The organism is uncultured Brevundimonas sp. (assembly GCF_937863155.1).
In the GTDB taxonomy this organism is placed as follows: domain Bacteria; phylum Pseudomonadota; class Alphaproteobacteria; order Caulobacterales; family Caulobacteraceae; genus Brevundimonas.
The window spans coordinates 58,986-74,392 of the sequence record NZ_CALMFB010000025.1; the positions used below are offsets into that span (position 1 = coordinate 58,986).

15 protein-coding genes are annotated in these 15,407 nt (G+C 69.5%); 3 read left to right on the plus strand and 12 right to left on the minus strand.

Going from position 1 to position 15,407, the window contains the following annotated elements; translation table 11 throughout:
* Positions 1–19: 19 nt before the first annotated feature.
* The 3 genes from Q0581_RS04445 to chpT all read right to left on the minus strand — a co-directional run bounded on the left by Q0581_RS04445 (position 20) and on the right by chpT (position 1,951).
* Positions 20–835 (minus strand): protein-glutamate O-methyltransferase CheR, encoded by an 816-nt coding sequence (locus Q0581_RS04445; RefSeq protein WP_298697969.1) that lies wholly within the window; start codon positions 833–835, stop codon positions 20–22.
* Positions 836–840: 5 nt separating this feature from the next.
* Entirely contained in the window at positions 841–1,212 is a 372-nt protein-coding gene (locus Q0581_RS04450; RefSeq protein ID WP_298697971.1) for a response regulator, read from the minus strand.
* 100 nt (positions 1,213–1,312) lie between these two features.
* Positions 1,313–1,951: a histidine phosphotransferase ChpT gene (gene chpT / locus Q0581_RS04455; protein WP_298697973.1), complete on the minus strand. Its 639-nt coding sequence runs from the start codon at positions 1,949–1,951 to the stop codon at positions 1,313–1,315.
* 64 nt (positions 1,952–2,015) lie between these two features.
* Here chpT and cysQ point away from each other — a divergent pair, with 64 nt between their 5' ends.
* Positions 2,016–2,801, plus strand: a complete 786-nt coding sequence (gene cysQ, locus Q0581_RS04460; protein ID WP_298697975.1) for a 3'(2'),5'-bisphosphate nucleotidase CysQ — start codon at positions 2,016–2,018, stop codon at positions 2,799–2,801.
* On the opposite strand, the gene Q0581_RS04465 is transcribed toward cysQ, so the two are convergent.
* The 5 genes from Q0581_RS04465 to Q0581_RS04485 all read right to left on the minus strand — a co-directional run bounded on the left by Q0581_RS04465 (position 2,782) and on the right by Q0581_RS04485 (position 8,292).
* Entirely contained in the window at positions 2,782–4,086 is a 1,305-nt protein-coding gene (locus Q0581_RS04465) for a hypothetical protein (RefSeq protein WP_298697978.1), read from the minus strand. The genes cysQ and Q0581_RS04465 overlap by 20 nt on opposite strands.
* A gap of 48 nt (positions 4,087–4,134) precedes the next feature.
* The gene (locus tag Q0581_RS04470) at positions 4,135–4,470 is read right to left on the minus strand and encodes a hypothetical protein (RefSeq protein ID WP_298697980.1); all 336 of its coding nucleotides are present in this window, start codon (positions 4,468–4,470) and stop codon (positions 4,135–4,137) included.
* 106 nt (positions 4,471–4,576) lie between these two features.
* Positions 4,577–6,208: a peptide chain release factor 3 gene (locus tag Q0581_RS04475; RefSeq protein WP_298697982.1), complete on the minus strand. Its 1,632-nt coding sequence runs from the start codon at positions 6,206–6,208 to the stop codon at positions 4,577–4,579.
* 71 nt (positions 6,209–6,279) lie between these two features.
* On the minus strand, positions 6,280–7,830 hold the full coding sequence (locus Q0581_RS04480; RefSeq protein ID WP_298697984.1) for a hypothetical protein: 1,551 nt from the start codon (positions 7,828–7,830) through the stop codon (positions 6,280–6,282).
* Positions 7,831–7,911: 81 nt separating this feature from the next.
* Positions 7,912–8,292 carry a hypothetical protein gene (locus Q0581_RS04485; protein ID WP_298697986.1) on the minus strand — a complete coding sequence of 127 codons (381 nt, stop codon included), beginning with the start codon at positions 8,290–8,292 and terminating at the stop codon, positions 7,912–7,914.
* Positions 8,293–8,478: 186 nt separating this feature from the next.
* Here Q0581_RS04485 and Q0581_RS04490 point away from each other — a divergent pair, with 186 nt between their 5' ends.
* A complete protein-coding gene (locus Q0581_RS04490; protein ID WP_298697988.1) occupies positions 8,479–10,059 on the plus strand; it encodes an alpha-amylase family glycosyl hydrolase in 1,581 nt (526 codons plus the stop codon).
* On the opposite strand, the gene Q0581_RS04495 is transcribed toward Q0581_RS04490, so the two are convergent.
* From Q0581_RS04495 to Q0581_RS04510, 4 genes are all read right to left on the minus strand, one after another.
* Positions 10,052–11,332: a TRAP transporter large permease gene (locus Q0581_RS04495; protein ID WP_298697990.1), complete on the minus strand. Its 1,281-nt coding sequence runs from the start codon at positions 11,330–11,332 to the stop codon at positions 10,052–10,054. The two genes, Q0581_RS04490 and Q0581_RS04495, sit on opposite strands and share 8 nt — an antisense overlap.
* A 2-nt stretch (positions 11,333–11,334) precedes the next feature.
* Entirely contained in the window at positions 11,335–11,832 is a 498-nt protein-coding gene (locus tag Q0581_RS04500) for a TRAP transporter small permease (RefSeq protein ID WP_298697993.1), read from the minus strand.
* Between the two features lie 47 nt (positions 11,833–11,879).
* The gene (locus Q0581_RS04505; RefSeq protein WP_298697995.1) at positions 11,880–12,872 is read right to left on the minus strand and encodes a TRAP transporter substrate-binding protein; all 993 of its coding nucleotides are present in this window, start codon (positions 12,870–12,872) and stop codon (positions 11,880–11,882) included.
* A 71-nt stretch (positions 12,873–12,943) separates the two neighbouring features.
* Positions 12,944–13,762, minus strand: coding sequence for a 2-keto-4-pentenoate hydratase (locus Q0581_RS04510; protein ID WP_298697996.1), 819 nt, complete (start codon positions 13,760–13,762; stop codon positions 12,944–12,946).
* 204 nt (positions 13,763–13,966) lie between these two features.
* Here Q0581_RS04510 and Q0581_RS04515 point away from each other — a divergent pair, with 204 nt between their 5' ends.
* A complete protein-coding gene (locus tag Q0581_RS04515) occupies positions 13,967–15,346 on the plus strand; it encodes a pectate lyase (protein ID WP_298697998.1) in 1,380 nt (459 codons plus the stop codon).
* The last annotated feature ends 61 nt before the right edge of the window (positions 15,347–15,407 follow it).

Consider the following 15,407-nt stretch of genomic DNA (forward strand, 5'->3'; position numbering starts at 1 on the left):
CGGCGACGATGGCGCCCAATCAGGCCGCGCGCCGCACGAAGGCGGGCGATTTCACATAAAGACCGGGCCGCCCGGCCACGGCGCGGAAGGCGACGCTGTCGTCTTCCAGGCGTTCGTCCTGGCCCAGGAACAGGCAACCGTCATCGACCAGGCGCTGTTCCAGAAGCTCCAGCGCCTGCTGACGCTGGGCCGGAACCATGTCGTCCATCACATGGCGGCAGAAGATGATGTCGAAACGCCCCTCGTCGGCGGGCGGGTCCAGCAGGTTGACGGCGTCGAAGCGGACACGCTGGCGCAACTCGGCGCGCGCGCGCCACTGGTCCTCGACCTGATCGAACCAGCGCAGCATGGCCGCCGCCGACAGTCCGCGCTGAATCTCGAAGCTGGTGTAGAGGCCGCTGCGGGCCTTCTCGATGGCGCGGGGGTTCAGGTCGATGGCCGACAGCTCGAACTCGGCGCCCGCCTCCAGCGCGGCCATGGCCACGGAATAGGCTTCCTGCCCGGTCGAGCAGCCCGCCGACAGGATGCGCACCCGGCGGCCGTCGCGGGCCTTGGACAGGGCCGGCAGAAGATCGCGCGTCAGGGTCTGGAACGGCGCCCGGTCGCGGTTGAACCAGGTTTCGGGGTTCAGCAGGCTTTCGATCACCGACCACCCCAGGGAAGCGACCGGCCGCGCCCACAGGGACTGCAGCATGGCCGCCACCGTCTCGAAGCCTTCGCGGCGCGCCACCGGGCCCAGCCGATGCTCGGCCAGGGACAGGCGTTCGCGCGACAGACGATAACCCGCGCGCGAGGCCATCAGGGCCTGAAGTCTGTCGAAATCCTCGTCGGTCATGGCGGTCACAGCACCCCCGCCCCGGACAGTTTGGATTCCAGGATCTGGCCGTCGAACGGCTTCATCACATAGTCGTCGGCCCCGGCGGTCAGGGCCTCGGCGATACGGTCCGCGCGGGTTTCGATGGTGCAGAACAGCACCTTGGGCGCATCGCCGCCGGGCAGGGCCCGCAGCCGCCGCAGAAAGGTCAGGCCGTCCATGACCGGCATGTTCCAGTCGACCAGAACCAGTTCCGGCAGGGTGGCGGCGCAATAGGCCAGGGCCTCGGACCCGTCGGCGGCCTCGTCGACCTCGAACCCCAGACCCTCGACGATGCGACGGGCCACCTTGCGGATGATCCGGCTGTCATCGACGATGAGGCAGGTTCTGACGGTCAAGTCCGGGTTCCGGCGCCTGGCGAAATCATGGCGAATCGAGCGGCATGGCTCTGCGCGTCAGTGTGACCGGGGCGGGTTAACGAGCCGTTGGTGAACCGCCTTAAAGCGGCATGCGCGCCGTCAGGACCACACGGCCTCCCTCGGCCACGACCGTCAGGTCGCCGCCCGCCTCCTTGACCGTCAGCCACAGCCAGTAGGGCTGGATCCACTGGCCTTGCAGGCCCTCGCTCAGCGGGCGACCGGCCAGACCCTCGGCGGCTTCGGGTTTCAGGCGCGCGCGGGCGCCCTCGGCCACGCCTTCCAGCACCAGGGCGCCGTCGTCTTCGCGCCCCGTGACCACGGCGATCCCGCCGGCGGGCAGGGCGGCGGCGGTCAGATAGGCCAGATTGACCAGGGCGCGGGCCTGGGGTTTGGAGAACGACCGATCATCGACCTGCCAGTCCACGGTCGAGCGGCCGCCCTCGGTCATGCCGGCGACCAGGCCCTGAAGCTCGCGCCCGTCGAACCGTTCGCTGGTGGTGGCGGCGCCGAAGGCCACGCGGGCGAAATGCACCAGGGCCACCATCTTGCGCGCGCTCTGGTCGATCAGGCCGATGGCGTCGTCGCGCATGTCCTGGGCCGACGGGTCGTTCAGCAGGTCCAGCCCGGAAACGATGGCGCCCGCGGGGCTGATGAAATCGTGGCACAGCTTGGCGGCGACCAGGGTGGCCAGGTCGGTGGAGGATGCGGTCTCGGTCATGGGGCGGCAAGCTGACGTGATTTGCCGGTTCTTGAAACCGGGGGAACGGTTTAAGGCAGCGTCGATGACGACCGAATTGATCCGCGACCTGGACAGCAGCGCCCTGGGCCCGGCCATCGCCGACATCGCCGAGGCGGCCGCACGGGTGATCCTGCCCTATTGGCGCACCGGCGTGGCGGCCGAAACCAAGGCCGACGCCAGCCCCGTGACCTGCGCCGACCGCGAGGCCGAGGCCCTGATCCTGACCGCCCTGGCCGACCGCTGGCCCGGCGTGCAGGCGGTGGGCGAAGAACAGGTCGAGGCCGGCGGCAAGCCCGGATCGCTGGCGTCCCTGTTCTGGCTGATCGATCCGCTGGACGGCACGCGCGGCTTCGTCCAGGGGCGCGAGGCCTATACGGTCAACATCGCCCTGATCCGCGACGGCGCGCCGGTGGCCGGGGTGGTGTCGGCGCCGGCCCTGGGCCTGACCTGGGCCACCACGCGGCCGGGCGAAGGCGCGGTCATGCGCGGCTATGGAGAGGACTGGCGGCCGATCAGCGTACGTGCCCGGCCCGAGCGCGCGGTCGCCCTGGTCAGTCACAGCATGGACGATGCGGCGGCCGAGCGACTGGCGACCCAGCATGGCTGTGTCGGCTGGCAGGGGATGGATAGTTCGCTGAAATTCTGCCTGGTCGCCGAAGGCCGCTTCGACGCCTATCCGCGCACCGGACCCACGTCGGAATGGGACACGGCGGCTGGCCAGGCGGTGCTGGAGGCGGCGGGCGGGCGCGTGCTGGCGCCGGACGGCCAACCCCTGCGCTATGGCAAGCCGGCCCTGCTGAACGGGCCGTTCACCGCCCTGGGCGGCTGATCCCGACAGGCGTCATCAGGGCCTCCGCCCGGCGGGCCAGGGTCGGGGCGCCCAGTTCGCCGGCGATGGCGGCGGCCTCGGCCAGGGCCAGTGCGACGCCCGGCGGGGCGTGGCCGCTGAGCCGCTCCACCGCGCGGCCGACGCGAGCCAGGGCGATCTGGTCGGCGGCCCAGTCCAGCGGCGCCTTGGCCGCATCCTCGGTCTGAAGCCGCAGACGAACGCGCGCGGCGATGGCCGCCAGGGCCGCCAGGTCGCCCTGATCCTCGGCCTCGCGCACCCGCTGTTCGGCGCAGGCGTCGCGCGCCAGGGCGCCCAGGATCAGGCCGCCGCCGGCCGTCAGGGTCTCGGCCTGGGCCAGCGCCTTTTGCGGGGTGCGCGGATCGCCAGCTTGCAGGATCTGGATGGCGACCCAGTCCAGCGGGCTGTGGTCGGGGGTGAACTGGTCCACCGCGGCGTCGAACAGGGCCTGGCCCTGAAGGCGCGCGGCCTCGTCTTCGGCGATGGTCGCCAGGGCGCACAGGCCCGCCCCGCACAGGGCCAGGGCGCGGGCGCGGGTCAGGGGGCGATAGTCGGGCGAGGCGCCCTCCACCAGGGCGGTCAGGTCGCGGCCGGCCTGATCCAGCAGACGCGGATCGCGGCGCACGACCCCGGCCTCCAGCGCCAGGGCGGCGCGGTCCAGCCGCACATCCTCGACATGATCCGCCGGGGCGGATTGCAGGCCGTGCAGGGCGGCGTCCAACAGGGCGGCGGCGTCCAGCAGGGCCGCCGGATCGCCGCTCAGCCGCGCCTGGCGCGCGCTCAGCCGGGCATGCAGGGCGGCGGCGGCCGAGGCGTCCTGTTCCCGACGCGGACGACCCAGGTCGGCGATGACGCCCAGGGCGCGCTCCAGCAGATCGGGGCCGCCGCACAGGTCGAACCGCAGCATGTCGATGCGCACGGCTTCCATATGCGCCTCGATCCCCTGATGACCATTGGCGCGGGCGCGGGCCTCATCGACGGCGGCGGCGGCGCGATCCAGGCTGGCCGTTGCGCCCCGGCGCCGCGCATGTTCGCGCCACAGGGCCGAGGCCCGCAGCGACGCCTCGAACGGGTGGCGGCAAGAGACGCGGCCGGCGTCGATCGCCTGTTGCCGGGCCTCGACCTCGACCAGATCGACGCCGATCAGCTCCAGCCAGCTCAGGTCGTCGCTTTCGCGCGCCTGGGCGAAAATCTTTCGCAGATCCTTGCCGAACTCGAACATCGAACGCAGGCCCTTACGTCCCGTAACGGGACCGTTTGCACGCACTGAGCCTCCCTGTTGCAAGGGCAACGCCGTGCGGGGCCGGAAGTTCGATCAGCCCAGGTCGGGCACGCGCTGACGGCAGGTCTGAAGGGCGGCGCGGGCCTCGGGCGCGCCGCTGCTGAGCAGGCGCACCGACTGGATGCGGGCGCGGGTCTGGTCGGCTTCGGCGACGGTGGGCGATTTGCCGGCGGCGGTCGCGGCTTGAAGCGCCGTCAGCGACCAGTAAAGCGCCGCATCCATCAGGGCTTTGGCCTCGGCCCCTTCGCCGCCCGCCAGTTCGGACGCCGCCTGGGTCAGGCCGGCGCAGCGCACCATCTCCTCGTAAGAGGTCAGGGCCGGCGCCTGTTGCGCCGCCAGAACCAGGGCCAGGCCGAGGCCGAGCATCATCGCCATTCTCCACGACGCCCCAGAAAACGCCCCCGAAGACGTTCCCAGCGTCGATCACGCCATCAGATCATGACGCGGTGACGGAGGGAAGACGGCGAAAGCGGGGTTATCCCCGTTCCTTGGTCTTGGTGAAGGCCACCTTGGGGAAGCGTTCCATGACATAGCCGGTCTCCCAGCTGGACTTGGCCAGGAAGACCGGGGCCTGGTCGATGTCGACGGCCATCTGGGGGCGGTATTTGCCCGCGAAATCCTCCAGGTCGGCCCGATCGCCGCCGATCCAGCGCGCCTCGGCGTAGGGGGATGGCTCGAAGATGACGTCCAGGCCGTATTCCTCGCCCAGACGGTCGGCCATGACCTCGAACTGCAGCTGGCCCACGGCGCCGACGATGAAGTCGGAGCCCAGTTCGGGGCGGAACAGCTGGGTCACGCCTTCCTCGGCCAGGCCTTCCAGCGCCTTCTTCAGATGCTTGGCCTTCAGCGGATCCTTGACCCGGACGCGTTGCAGGATCTCCGGCGCGAAATTGGGCAGGCCGGCGAAGCGGATCATGCCGCTTTCCGACAGGCTGTCGCCGACGCGCAGGACGCCGTGGTTGGGAATGCCGATGACGTCGCCGGCATAGGCGTCTTCGGCCAGCTCGCGGTCGCTGGCGAAGAACATGATGGGCGCGTTCACCGACAGCTGTTTGCCCGTGTTCTGGACCTTCAGCTTCATGCCGCGCTGGAACCGGCCCGAGGCCATGCGGAACATGGCGATGCGGTCGCGGTGGTTGGGGTCCATATTGGCCTGGACCTTGAAGACGAAGCCGGTGACTTCGCTGGCGCCCGGATCGACGGTCATTTCGACCGAGGCGGGGGCGTTGCGGGTCTCGGGCGGGGCTTCCTTCTTCGCCGGCATGACCCTGGGCGGCGGGGCCCATTCGCCGATGGCGGCCAGAAGCTCGTCGATGCCGAAATGGCGCAGCGCCGACCCCCACAGCACTGGCGTCATATGGCCTTCCAGGAAGGACTGGCGGTCGAAGGTCGGATAGCCCGCCGCGACCAATTCCTGAGCCTCGATCAGCGCCTCATGCTCGCCCGCCTCGAAATACTGGCCGGCCTCGGCCAGCGACAGGGCCTCGGGGTGGCCGGGGTCCTCGGCGGCGCCCGAGGGTTTCTTGGCATAGGGCTGGAAGCGGCCGGTCGTGACCTCGACCATGCCGCGCAGACGATTGCCGCTTTCGGCCGGCCACCAGATCGGGGCGGGGTCCAGTTGCAGGCGGCTGGCGATCTCGTCCAGCAGCGCCATGGGGTCCTGGGCCTCGCGGTCCAGCTTGTTGATGAAGGTGATGATCGGGATGTCGCGCAGGCGGCAGACCTCGAACAGCTTCAGCGTCTGCGGCTCGATACCCTTGGCGGCGTCCAGCACCATGATGGCGCAGTCGGCGGCTGTCAGGGTGCGATAGGTGTCTTCCGAAAAGTCCTCGTGGCCCGGCGTGTCCAAGAGGTTGAACATCTTGCCGTCGTGCTCGAACGTCATGACGGAGGCGCTGACGGAAATGCCGCGCTCCTTCTCGATCTTCATCCAGTCGGACTGGGTGCGCCGGTTCTCGCCGCGCGCCCGCACGGCCCCGGCCGCGCGGATGGCGCCGCCCGCCAGCAGGATATGCTCGGTCAGGGTGGTCTTGCCCGCGTCGGGGTGGGCGATGATGGCGAAGGTCCGGCGACGGCCGGCTTCTTCGTTCAGGGTCAGTTTCGACATGCAGGATCCTTGGCGCGCGCGGACCTAGCGCGCCAAGGCCTGAAAGTCACGACCGCCCCCGATCCGGGACGTCAGGAGTCCTCGTCCTCTTCGCCATCTTCCTCGGCCGGGGGTTCGGGCTCCCCGCGGGCGCGCGCGATCAGAACCCGCGCCGCATGGGCGTTTTTGCGATCATGCGGATTGTTGGCCAGGGGTTGCAGCAGGTCCACCGCCTGGTCCTTCTGATCGACGGCGATCAGGGCGCTGGCATAACCCAGACGCGCGCTGGGCAGCTGGGGCGCCAACTGCTGGGCCAATTCCCAGGTCGCCAGGTCGTTCTCGTTCGGATAGCCCTCGGCGCCTTCGCGCGACCGGGCCAGCATCAGGAAGGTGGTGTAGTTGGCGTCGTCCAGCCGATAAGCACGGCCCAGATACGCGCGGGCCTGACCCATCAAGGCGGGCTTGTCGGCGCCCTCTTCGGCGGCCTTGGCCATGCGTATGGACGCCAGCAGCTGAAGCGCCCGCACATTGCCCGGTTCGATCTCCAGCAGTCGGTTCAAGGCGGTTTCGGCGGCCGCCTTGTCACCATAGTCCGCTTCGACGTGACCCAGGGTCAGCAGCGCCAGACCGTCATCGGGATATTTGGCCGCCAGACGGCGCACCTGAGCCAGGGTGTCGGCGGCCTGGGCCTCGGGCAGCTTGTCCCGCGCCAGGCGCTGGCCCAGCAGCAACAGGTCGTCGGCCGATTCCGGCATGCGAGTGATGCTGATCTGCGCCTCGGGCCAGCGGATCGGCAGGCCCGTATAGTTCAAGGCGCCGCGCGAATAGCTGCGCAGCTGGGCCTGAAGCTGTTGCGGGGTCAGGCCCGTGGCCTGTTGCATGGCCTCGACCGAACCCATGCCGTCGCCATAGAGACGCAGATATTCGGCCAGCTGGGCCGTGCGAGCGGTGTCGCTCATGAACCAGTGGGTCAGAAGCCAGGCGATCGGATAGTAGGTGCCGGCGCGATAGCGGTTCACCTTCCACATCGGGTTCGCCAGGAATTCCTCCATGTCGATCCACGACCCTTCGCGCAACCAGGCCATGCGGTTGTTCGAGTGGCGCCCGATGTAGGTGATCTCGGCCTCGATGTCGGTGTTGCCGTAGAAGTCGGCGAAGCCTTCGATGAACCAGGCCGGATAAAGACGTCCGAAATTGCCCAGCATGAAATGGTGGGCGTATTCGTGCAGCAGTATGGTTTCACCGCTCAACGCCTGGGGCGAACGGCCCCGCGCCGTCGTCGTCTCGTTCACCGCGATGGCGTAGATGTCTTCGTCGCTGGGGGTGTAGAAGCCGCCCACGCCGTCGCCGATGCCCGGCGCCACGCGGCTGAGCCCGCGCCGATCGCGCACCAGATAGATGGGCAGCTTGCGGTCCGGCGCCGCCTCTGGATCCAGCCCCGAGCGGAAGCGCAGCAGGCGGTCATAGCTTTCCAGCTTCTGCACGAAGTCGCGCAGCGGACGTTCGGAACCGTCGGAATAGACGATGAACCGCTGGCTTTCGGCGCGCAGCCATCCGGCGTCGGCCGGTCCGGCCATGGCCAGAAGCCCCCCCGCCATAGCCAGCGTCGCAGCCATGCCGCGCAGGGTTTTACCGATTGTCATCCTGGTCGTCCCGAAATCCCGTCAGCCCCAGCCCAAAGCTAAGCGCAGGATCGGTGTGGCTTCAAGCGTCGCCTGCCGGCCTCAGGCCGCCATGCGGTTCCACACGGCCTTGTCGCAGGTCGTGGCGTCCAGGCGGCCGCGGCGGGCCTTGGTCGACAGCTGTTCGATCACGGCGGTCGGCAGGGCGCAGAAGCGCGGCTCGACCAGTTCAGGCGCACAGCCGGCGGCGTCGGCGGCGAACAGGGCGGCGTTGATCTCGGGCGCGCGGTCGGCGATCAGCCAGGCCAGGCGGCGCGCCCGGCCCGGATCGTTGACGTGCAGCATGGGGTCTTCGGCGAACAGTTCGCAGCCCAGCTCCAGCACATAGTCGAAGCCCAGCCGTTCGAACCGGCGCGCGTCGGCGGGCGTGACCGGGCAGGCCTCGTCCAGATCGAACACGACGTCGTTCAGAAGAAACAGCATGAAGCAAACCTGGCTGGCGCGGACGTTTCTTCGTCCGTGATCAGACCCTAGGCCCGGTCCGCTTGCGGTCCCGTTCACGAACGCGGTTAAGCCTTTACGACCGGCCGCCGGGGGCGTTCACACGGTGGAAGCCATGCTCTGGCGCGGGCCGGCGATGCGGTCCAGTCTGGCGGTTCGGAGGATGCGATGGCGGGCGACGACTGGCGCGGCTGGGTTCTGTACCAGATCTATCCGCGCAGCTTTCAGGACACGGACGGCGACGGCGTCGGCGATCTGAAGGGGATCACGGCCCGGCTGGATCATGTCGCATCCCTGGGCGTGGACGGGGTGTGGCTGTCGCCCTTCTATCCGTCGCCGATGGCCGACTTCGGCTATGACGTGGCCGATTATTGCGGCGTCGATCCGATGTTCGGGACGCTGGACGATTTCGACGCCCTGGTGGCCCGCGCCCACGCCCTGGGGCTGAAGGTCGTGATCGATCAGGTCTGGTGCCACACCTCGGACCGGCATCCGTGGTTCCAGGCCAGTCGTGAAGACCGCACGGGCGACCGCGCCGGCTGGTACGTCTGGGCCGACGCCAAGGCCGATGGATCGCCGCCCAGCAACTGGCAGTCCGTGTTCGGCGGCCCGGCCTGGACCTGGGACGCGCGGCGCGGCCAGTATTACATGCATAACTTCCTGTCGGCCCAGCCGCAGCTGAACCTGCACCACCGGCCGGTGCGGGACGCCCTGCTGGATGTGGCGCGCTTCTGGCTGGATCGGGGGGTGGACGGGTTCCGGCTGGACGCCCTGAATTTCGCCATGCACGATCCGGCCCTGACCGACAATCCGGCCCAGCCGCCGGGCACGGGGGTGTGGCCGCGCACCCGGCCGTTCGATTTCCAGCAACATCTGCATAATCAGTCCCAGCCCCAGATGCTGGATTTCCTGGCGCGGGTGCGCGCCCTGACCGATGCCTATGGAGGCCGGTTCACCGTGGCCGAGATTCCCGGCGCAGACTCGGGGGCCGAGCGGCGGGCCTATGTGACGCCGGGGCGGCTTAGCACCGCCTATGGCTTCGACTTCCTGTATGCGCCGGACCTGAGCGCCGCGCGGGTGCATGCGGCGATGGCTGAGTGGCCGGAAGACGCGGGTTGGCCGGCCTGGGCCTTCTCCAACCACGACGCGCCGCGCGCGGTGTCGCGCTGGGCGCCCGGCGCGGATCGGGAGGCGGCCGCTTGCATGGCCCTGTTGCTTCTGCTGTGCCTGCGCGGGGTGGTGTTCCTGTATCAGGGCGAGGAACTGGGTCTGCCCCAGGCGGATGTGCCCTTTGATCGGCTGATGGACCCCGAGGCCATCGCCAACTGGCCCCGCACCCTGGGGCGCGACGGCGCCCGCACCCCCATGCCCTGGACGATGCAGCCGCCCTGGGCCGGGTTTTCGACGGCCGAGCCATGGCTGCCGGTCGATGCGCGCCATCCGTCGCTGTCGGTCGCCACGCAGGATGCGGATGCGGGGTCGATGCTGAGCCTGACCCGCCGTCTGGTGGCCCTGCGCAAGGCCCATGAGGCGCTGCGGACCGGCGCCTATCGGCCGGTGGAGGCGCCCGAGCCCCTGATCGTCTTCCAGCGGGGGCAGGGGGCGGGGGCCCTGCTGTGTGCGTTCAACCCGACGGGGGAGGCCGTGGACTGGCGCCTGCCGGACGGCTGGCGCGCAATCCAGGCGGTGAACGGCGGCGAAAAGGGTTTCGGCCCCTACGCCGCCGTCGTGGCCGAACGCCTTATTTGAACACCGACGGCAGCCACAGCGACATCGCCGGCACGAAGGTCACCAGCATCAGCACCGCCAGACAGGTCAGCCAGAAGGGCCAGATGGTGCGCAGCGACGCCGTCATCGGAATCTTGGCGATGGCCGAGCCGACGAACAGCACGCTGCCGACCGGCGGCGTGATCAGCCCCATGCCGCAGTTCAGCAGCAGGATGACCCCGAACTGCACCGGATCGACCCCGAACGCCTTGGCCACCGGCAGGAAGATGGGCGTGCAGATGATGATCAGCGGCGCCATGTCCATGAAGGTGCCCAGCAGCAGCAGCACGATGTTGATCAACAGCAGCACCAGGATCGGATTGTCGGTGATGGCGCGCAGCAGATCGACCATGGCGGCCGGGATCTGCAGATAGGCCATCAGCCAGCCGAAGGCGCCGGCGCAGCCGATGATGAACAGCACCATGCCCGAGGTGCGGGCCGCGCCCATGCAGGCGTCCTTGAAGGCGCTCCATTTCAAGTGGCGATAGACCACGCCCGTCACGATCAGGGCGTAGATGACCGCGACAGCGGCGCTTTCCACGGCGGTGAAGATGCCCGCCCGGATGCCGCCGAAGATGATGACGACCAGCAGCAGGCCGGGAATGGCGGCGACCAGGCGGCTGGCCACGGCCGGGAAGCCGGGGAAGGCCTCGGCCGCATAGCCGCGACGACGCGCCACGATATAGGCGGTGATCATCAGGCCGACCGCCAGGGTCAGGGCCGGGATCATGCCGGCGGCGAACAGGTCCGAGATCGACACCCCGCCCCCGGCCGAGGCCGAATACAGGATCATGTTGTGCGACGGCGGAACCAGCAGGGCCACCAGGGCGGCCGAGATGGTGACATTGACGGCGTAGTCGCTGTCATAGCCGCGCTTCTGCATCTGGGGGATCATGGTGCCGCCGATGGCCGAGACGTCGGCGATGGCCGAGCCGGACACGCCGCCGAACAGGGTCGATCCGGTCACCGTCACCTGGCCCAGGCCGCCGCGCACATGGCCGACCATGGAGGACGCCAGGGCGATCATCCGGTCCGACAGCCCGCCCTTCATCATCAGTTCGCCGGTGAAGATGAACAGTGGAATGGCCAGAAGGGCGACCGAGGTGATGTCGGACCCCATCTGCTGGAACACCACGATGGGCGGCAGGGCCAGATACAGAACCGTCGCCAGGGTGGCCGACAGCAGGCAGAAGGCCACGGGAACGCCGATGGCCAGCAGGACCAAAAGGGTGCCGAAAAGGATGATGTATTCCATGGTCAGCCTTCCCCCTCGGCCTTGAAGTCGCCGAACGCCAGCCGTTCCAGCGAGAAGATCAGGATCAGCGCGCCCCCGACGCACAGGGCCGCGAACTTCAGCCCCGACGGCAGCGGCGCCCCGGCCATGGCCACGCTCCAGTCATCGATCATCAGCCGCCCGCCCAGCACCATCAGGCCGAAGCCCGAGGCGGCGGCGATCAGCCGGCTGACGGTCTTCAGCACCGTCTGGCGCATCGGCGACAGGGCGTGCAGCAGGGTCTGGAAGGCGAAGTGGGCCTCGCGCCGCACGGCCACCGAAGCGCCCAGCATGACGGTGAAGCTCATCAGCAACAGGGCCACCGGCTCGGTCCAGCCGGGGCTGTCGTTCAGCACATAGCGCGCGAACACCTGCCAGGCCTGGATCAGGCTCATGAAGAACAGCGCCGCCGCCGCCAAGATCATGGCGCTGGCGGACACCCTGTCCAGCGTGCGCCGCACGCCGAGTTGCAAGGATGACATCGGACCCCTCCTCTGAAGGTCGGTCGAAGGTTGGTCGGCCGCGCCGGTCAGGCGGCCGCGATGCGATCGTGCAGGCCGCGCAGACGCGGCTCGGACAGGTGACGGTCCAGCATGGGCTTCACGCTGGCGGCGAAGGCGGCCTTGTCGACGGCGTTGACCTGGACCCCCGCGGCAGTGACGGCGGCGCGCGCCTCGGCCGAGCGCTGGTCCCAGCCCTGGCGCATCACCTGAACCGAACGGCGGGCCACGTCGCGCACCAGGTCGCGGTCGGCGGGCGTCAGCCGGTCCAGGCTGGCCTTGGAGATCAGCAGGGCGTCGGGCGAGAAGGAGTGGTCGGTCTCGGACCAGTAGCGGGCCACCTCGAACTGGCGGCTGGACTGATAGGCGGGCCAGTTGTTCTCGGCCCCATCGATCAGATGGGTCTGCAACGACGAGAACACGGCCCCGAACGTCAGCGGCGTGGGGTTGGCGCCCATGGCGCGCAGGGTCTCGATGAAGATGTCCGACTGGGGCGCGCGGATCTTCAGCCCGTGCATCTGGCCCGGCTCGGACACCGGATGGCGCACATTGTACAGGCAGCGCGGCGCGGCGTCGTAATAGGCCAGTCCGACCAGGCCGTGATGCTCGAACACGTTCAGCAGTTCGCTGCCGACCGGGCCGTCGACCACCGCGCGCATGTGCGCCACGTCGCGGAAAACATAGGGCAGCGACAGGATGCGCGTCTCGGGAAAGGCGTTGTTCAGGGCGGCGGTGGCCACCCGGCAGATGTCGATGGCGCCATAGCGGGCCAGGCCGATGGAATCGTCCTCATTGCCCAGCTGGCCCGACGGAAACTGGCGCATGCCCAGCCGCCCGCCGGTCAGGCGACCCAGCTCCTCGCCCATCCACTGCACGGCCATGACGGTGGGGAAGTCGCCGGGGTGCACGTCCACCGCCTTGAAGGTGACAGAGCCGTCCGACGCGGCCGGGCGTGTGCAGCCCGCCAACGTCAGGCCGGTCAGCGTCAGGCCGGCCAGGGCCAGGCTTCGACGGGTGGTCATCAGTGTTTCCCTTCCTCCCGGCGGCGGACGCTCTGACGGCGACCTGACCGCGCGCCCTTGCGGGCGATGTTTCAGTCCAGCGGCCGCGCCTCCACGGCCATACAGTCTATGGCGCCGTCCGGGCCGAAGTCGGCGCGGGCCGACTGTCCGGCGCGAATGGCGTGGACGCCGGTGGCGGCGCCCGTCGAAATCAGCTGTCCCGCCTCCAGCCGACGACCGCGCCGCGTCAGCAGGTTCAGCAGGAAGACCAGGGAGTCCAGCGGCCCGTTGGGAATGGACGCCGCCCCGCCGCGCCCGATCTCGGCCCCGTCGATCTGCATGGCGCAGGTCAGGCCGTCCAGCCGCGCACGCCAGTCATCGATCGGCTGGCCCAGGATCAGGCCGGCGTTGTTGCCGAAGTCCGAGGCCGTCACCGCCGGCCCATGGTCGTTGATGCCGGCGAAGGGGCTGCCCGCGATCTCGACCCCGATCCAGCAGCGGGCCACCAGATCGGCGGCGGCCTGGGCGGTCCAGTCGTCGCGGACGGGCGCGTCCTGGCCCAGCTCCAGCACATACTCCGCCTCGACCGCCGCGAAGCCGCCGTCGATGACGCCGAAGCGGGTGGGGGCGGCGCCGGCCTGCCAGATGTTGCGCGCGAAGATCGGCCCGGCCAGGCGCCCCGCGCCATAGGTCGTGTCGTGCGGCGGGTTGATGCGGCCCAGCTTCCAGCCCGCGACCCGGTCGGGCCAGGCGGCGATGGCCGCGTCCTGAATGGCGTACGCGGCGGCCATGTCGGCCGGCGTCGGGCCGGGATAGGCCGTCACCGCGCGGGCGCCGCGCCGGGCGGTCACAAAGACGTCCGCGACCGCGACGGCCGTGGGTGCGCCGGTGTCCGGTGCGGGCACGCTCATGCCGATGCGCTCCGTTGCGACGCCGTGCGCCCGGCCGTGGCTGGACCCTGAATTCTGACGATTGCGTGTTTCACGCTTCCTCCCGTTGCGGGAGACATTGCGCAGGAAGGAAACCGGTGTCAATTTCATTTGCGTCGAACCCTCGCGTTCGGCTTCACGCAGAACGTCGCGGCCTTAAGGCGACGGTGCGATAGGAAGGACGCCATGACCCGATTCCGTTTTCCCGCCCTTGCTGCGGGCCTCGCGGCCGTGATCGGCCTGATGCTGACGCCCCAGGGACCGGCCCTGGCCCGGCAGGCGACGCCGGCGACGGCCGAGGCGGCGCTGCCGGCCTTCCCCGGCGCCCTGGGCTGGGCGGCCCAGACGCCCGGCGGGCGGGGCGGGCGCATCATTCGCGTGACCAATCTGGACAGCGAGGGGCCGGGCTCCCTGCGCGCGGCGATCGAGGCCGAGGGGCCGCGCATTGTGGTGTTCGAGGTCGGGGGTGTGATCGACCTGGGCAAGAAGACGCTGGTGCTGCGCAACCCCTTCATCACCATCGCAGGCCAGACGGCGCCTTCGCCGGGGATCACCCTGATCCGGGGCGGCATGGACATCCGCGGCCACGACGTGATCGTGCAGCATATCCGCATCCGCCCCGGCTCGGCCGGCGGCGGCTGGATGAGCGGCTGGGACGAAGACGGCATCGCCACGGTCGGCGCCTATAATGTCATCATCGACCATTGCAGCCTGACCTGGGCCACCGACGAGAACCTGTCGGCGTCCGGCCCGCGCTTCACCGGCTCGACGCCCGAGGAATGGCGTCGCGGCACCAGCCACAACATCACCTTTTCGAACAATCTGATCGGCGAAAGCCTGGCCCACTCGACCCATTCCAAGGGCGAGCATTCCAAGGGGTCGCTGATCCACGACAATGTCGCCGGCCTGCTGATCGTCGGCAATCTGTACGCCCACAACTATGAGCGCAGCCCCCTGTTCAAGGGCGGGGTGCACGGGGTGATCGTCAACAACCTGATCTACAATCCCGGCCCGCGCGCCATCCATTACAACCTGGCGCCCGAGGAATGGGGCGACGTCCCGTTCGAGGTCGGCAAGATGAGCGTGGTCGGCAACGTGCTGCGCGCCGGGCCGTCGACCCCGACCGACCGTCTGGCCTTCATGATGATCGGCGGGGCGGGCGACGTGGAATACTATGGCCGCGACAACATCGCCGTGGACCAGGTGGGCGAGCCGATCCGCATGTTCGGCCGCTACACCACCGCCCCGGCCCGCATCATCGAGACCCGCCGCCCGCCGGTGTGGTGGGACGGCCTGACGCCCATGCCGGCCGAACAGGTGCAGGTGGCGGTGCTGCGCAACGTCGGCGCCCGGCCGTGGGACCGCGACATGCGCGACGTGCTGCTGATCGCCGAGGTGGCCGAGGGGCGCGGCGAGATCATCGATCACGAAGACCGGGTCGGCGGTTATCCGGCCGTGACCGAGGCGACGCGCAAGGCCTTCAACCCCGACGACTGGGATCTGCGCTTCATGACGCCTATGCGCGACGAGGTGCTGGATCGGCCGGCCCAGCGCCGCGGAACCTGATGGGGGCCTGACAGCCGCCGCAACCGAGGCTAGATTCATCGTTCGATGAAAAGGACGACCG

Coding starts and splice junctions, on each gene's coding strand:
- Q0581_RS04500 (WP_298697993.1), bottom strand. CDS start 11,832: ATGTCATCCTTGCAACTCGGCGTGCGGCGCACGCTGGACAGGGTGTCC.
- chpT (WP_298697973.1), bottom strand. CDS start 1,951: ATGACCGAGACCGCATCCTCCACCGACCTGGCCACCCTGGTCGCCGCC.
- Q0581_RS04475 (WP_298697982.1), bottom strand. CDS start 6,208: ATGTCGAAACTGACCCTGAACGAAGAAGCCGGCCGTCGCCGGACCTTC.
- Q0581_RS04505 (WP_298697995.1), bottom strand. CDS start 12,872: ATGACCACCCGTCGAAGCCTGGCCCTGGCCGGCCTGACGCTGACCGGC.
- Q0581_RS04490 (WP_298697988.1), top strand. CDS start 8,479: ATGGCGGGCGACGACTGGCGCGGCTGGGTTCTGTACCAGATCTATCCG.
- Q0581_RS04445 (WP_298697969.1), bottom strand. CDS start 835: ATGACCGACGAGGATTTCGACAGACTTCAGGCCCTGATGGCCTCGCGC.
- Q0581_RS04495 (WP_298697990.1), bottom strand. CDS start 11,332: ATGGAATACATCATCCTTTTCGGCACCCTTTTGGTCCTGCTGGCCATC.
- cysQ (WP_298697975.1), top strand. CDS start 2,016: ATGACGACCGAATTGATCCGCGACCTGGACAGCAGCGCCCTGGGCCCG.
- Q0581_RS04470 (WP_298697980.1), bottom strand. CDS start 4,470: ATGATGCTCGGCCTCGGCCTGGCCCTGGTTCTGGCGGCGCAACAGGCG.
- Q0581_RS04515 (WP_298697998.1), top strand. CDS start 13,967: ATGACCCGATTCCGTTTTCCCGCCCTTGCTGCGGGCCTCGCGGCCGTG.
- Q0581_RS04485 (WP_298697986.1), bottom strand. CDS start 8,292: ATGCTGTTTCTTCTGAACGACGTCGTGTTCGATCTGGACGAGGCCTGC.
- Q0581_RS04510 (WP_298697996.1), bottom strand. CDS start 13,762: ATGAGCGTGCCCGCACCGGACACCGGCGCACCCACGGCCGTCGCGGTC.
- Q0581_RS04480 (WP_298697984.1), bottom strand. CDS start 7,830: ATGACAATCGGTAAAACCCTGCGCGGCATGGCTGCGACGCTGGCTATG.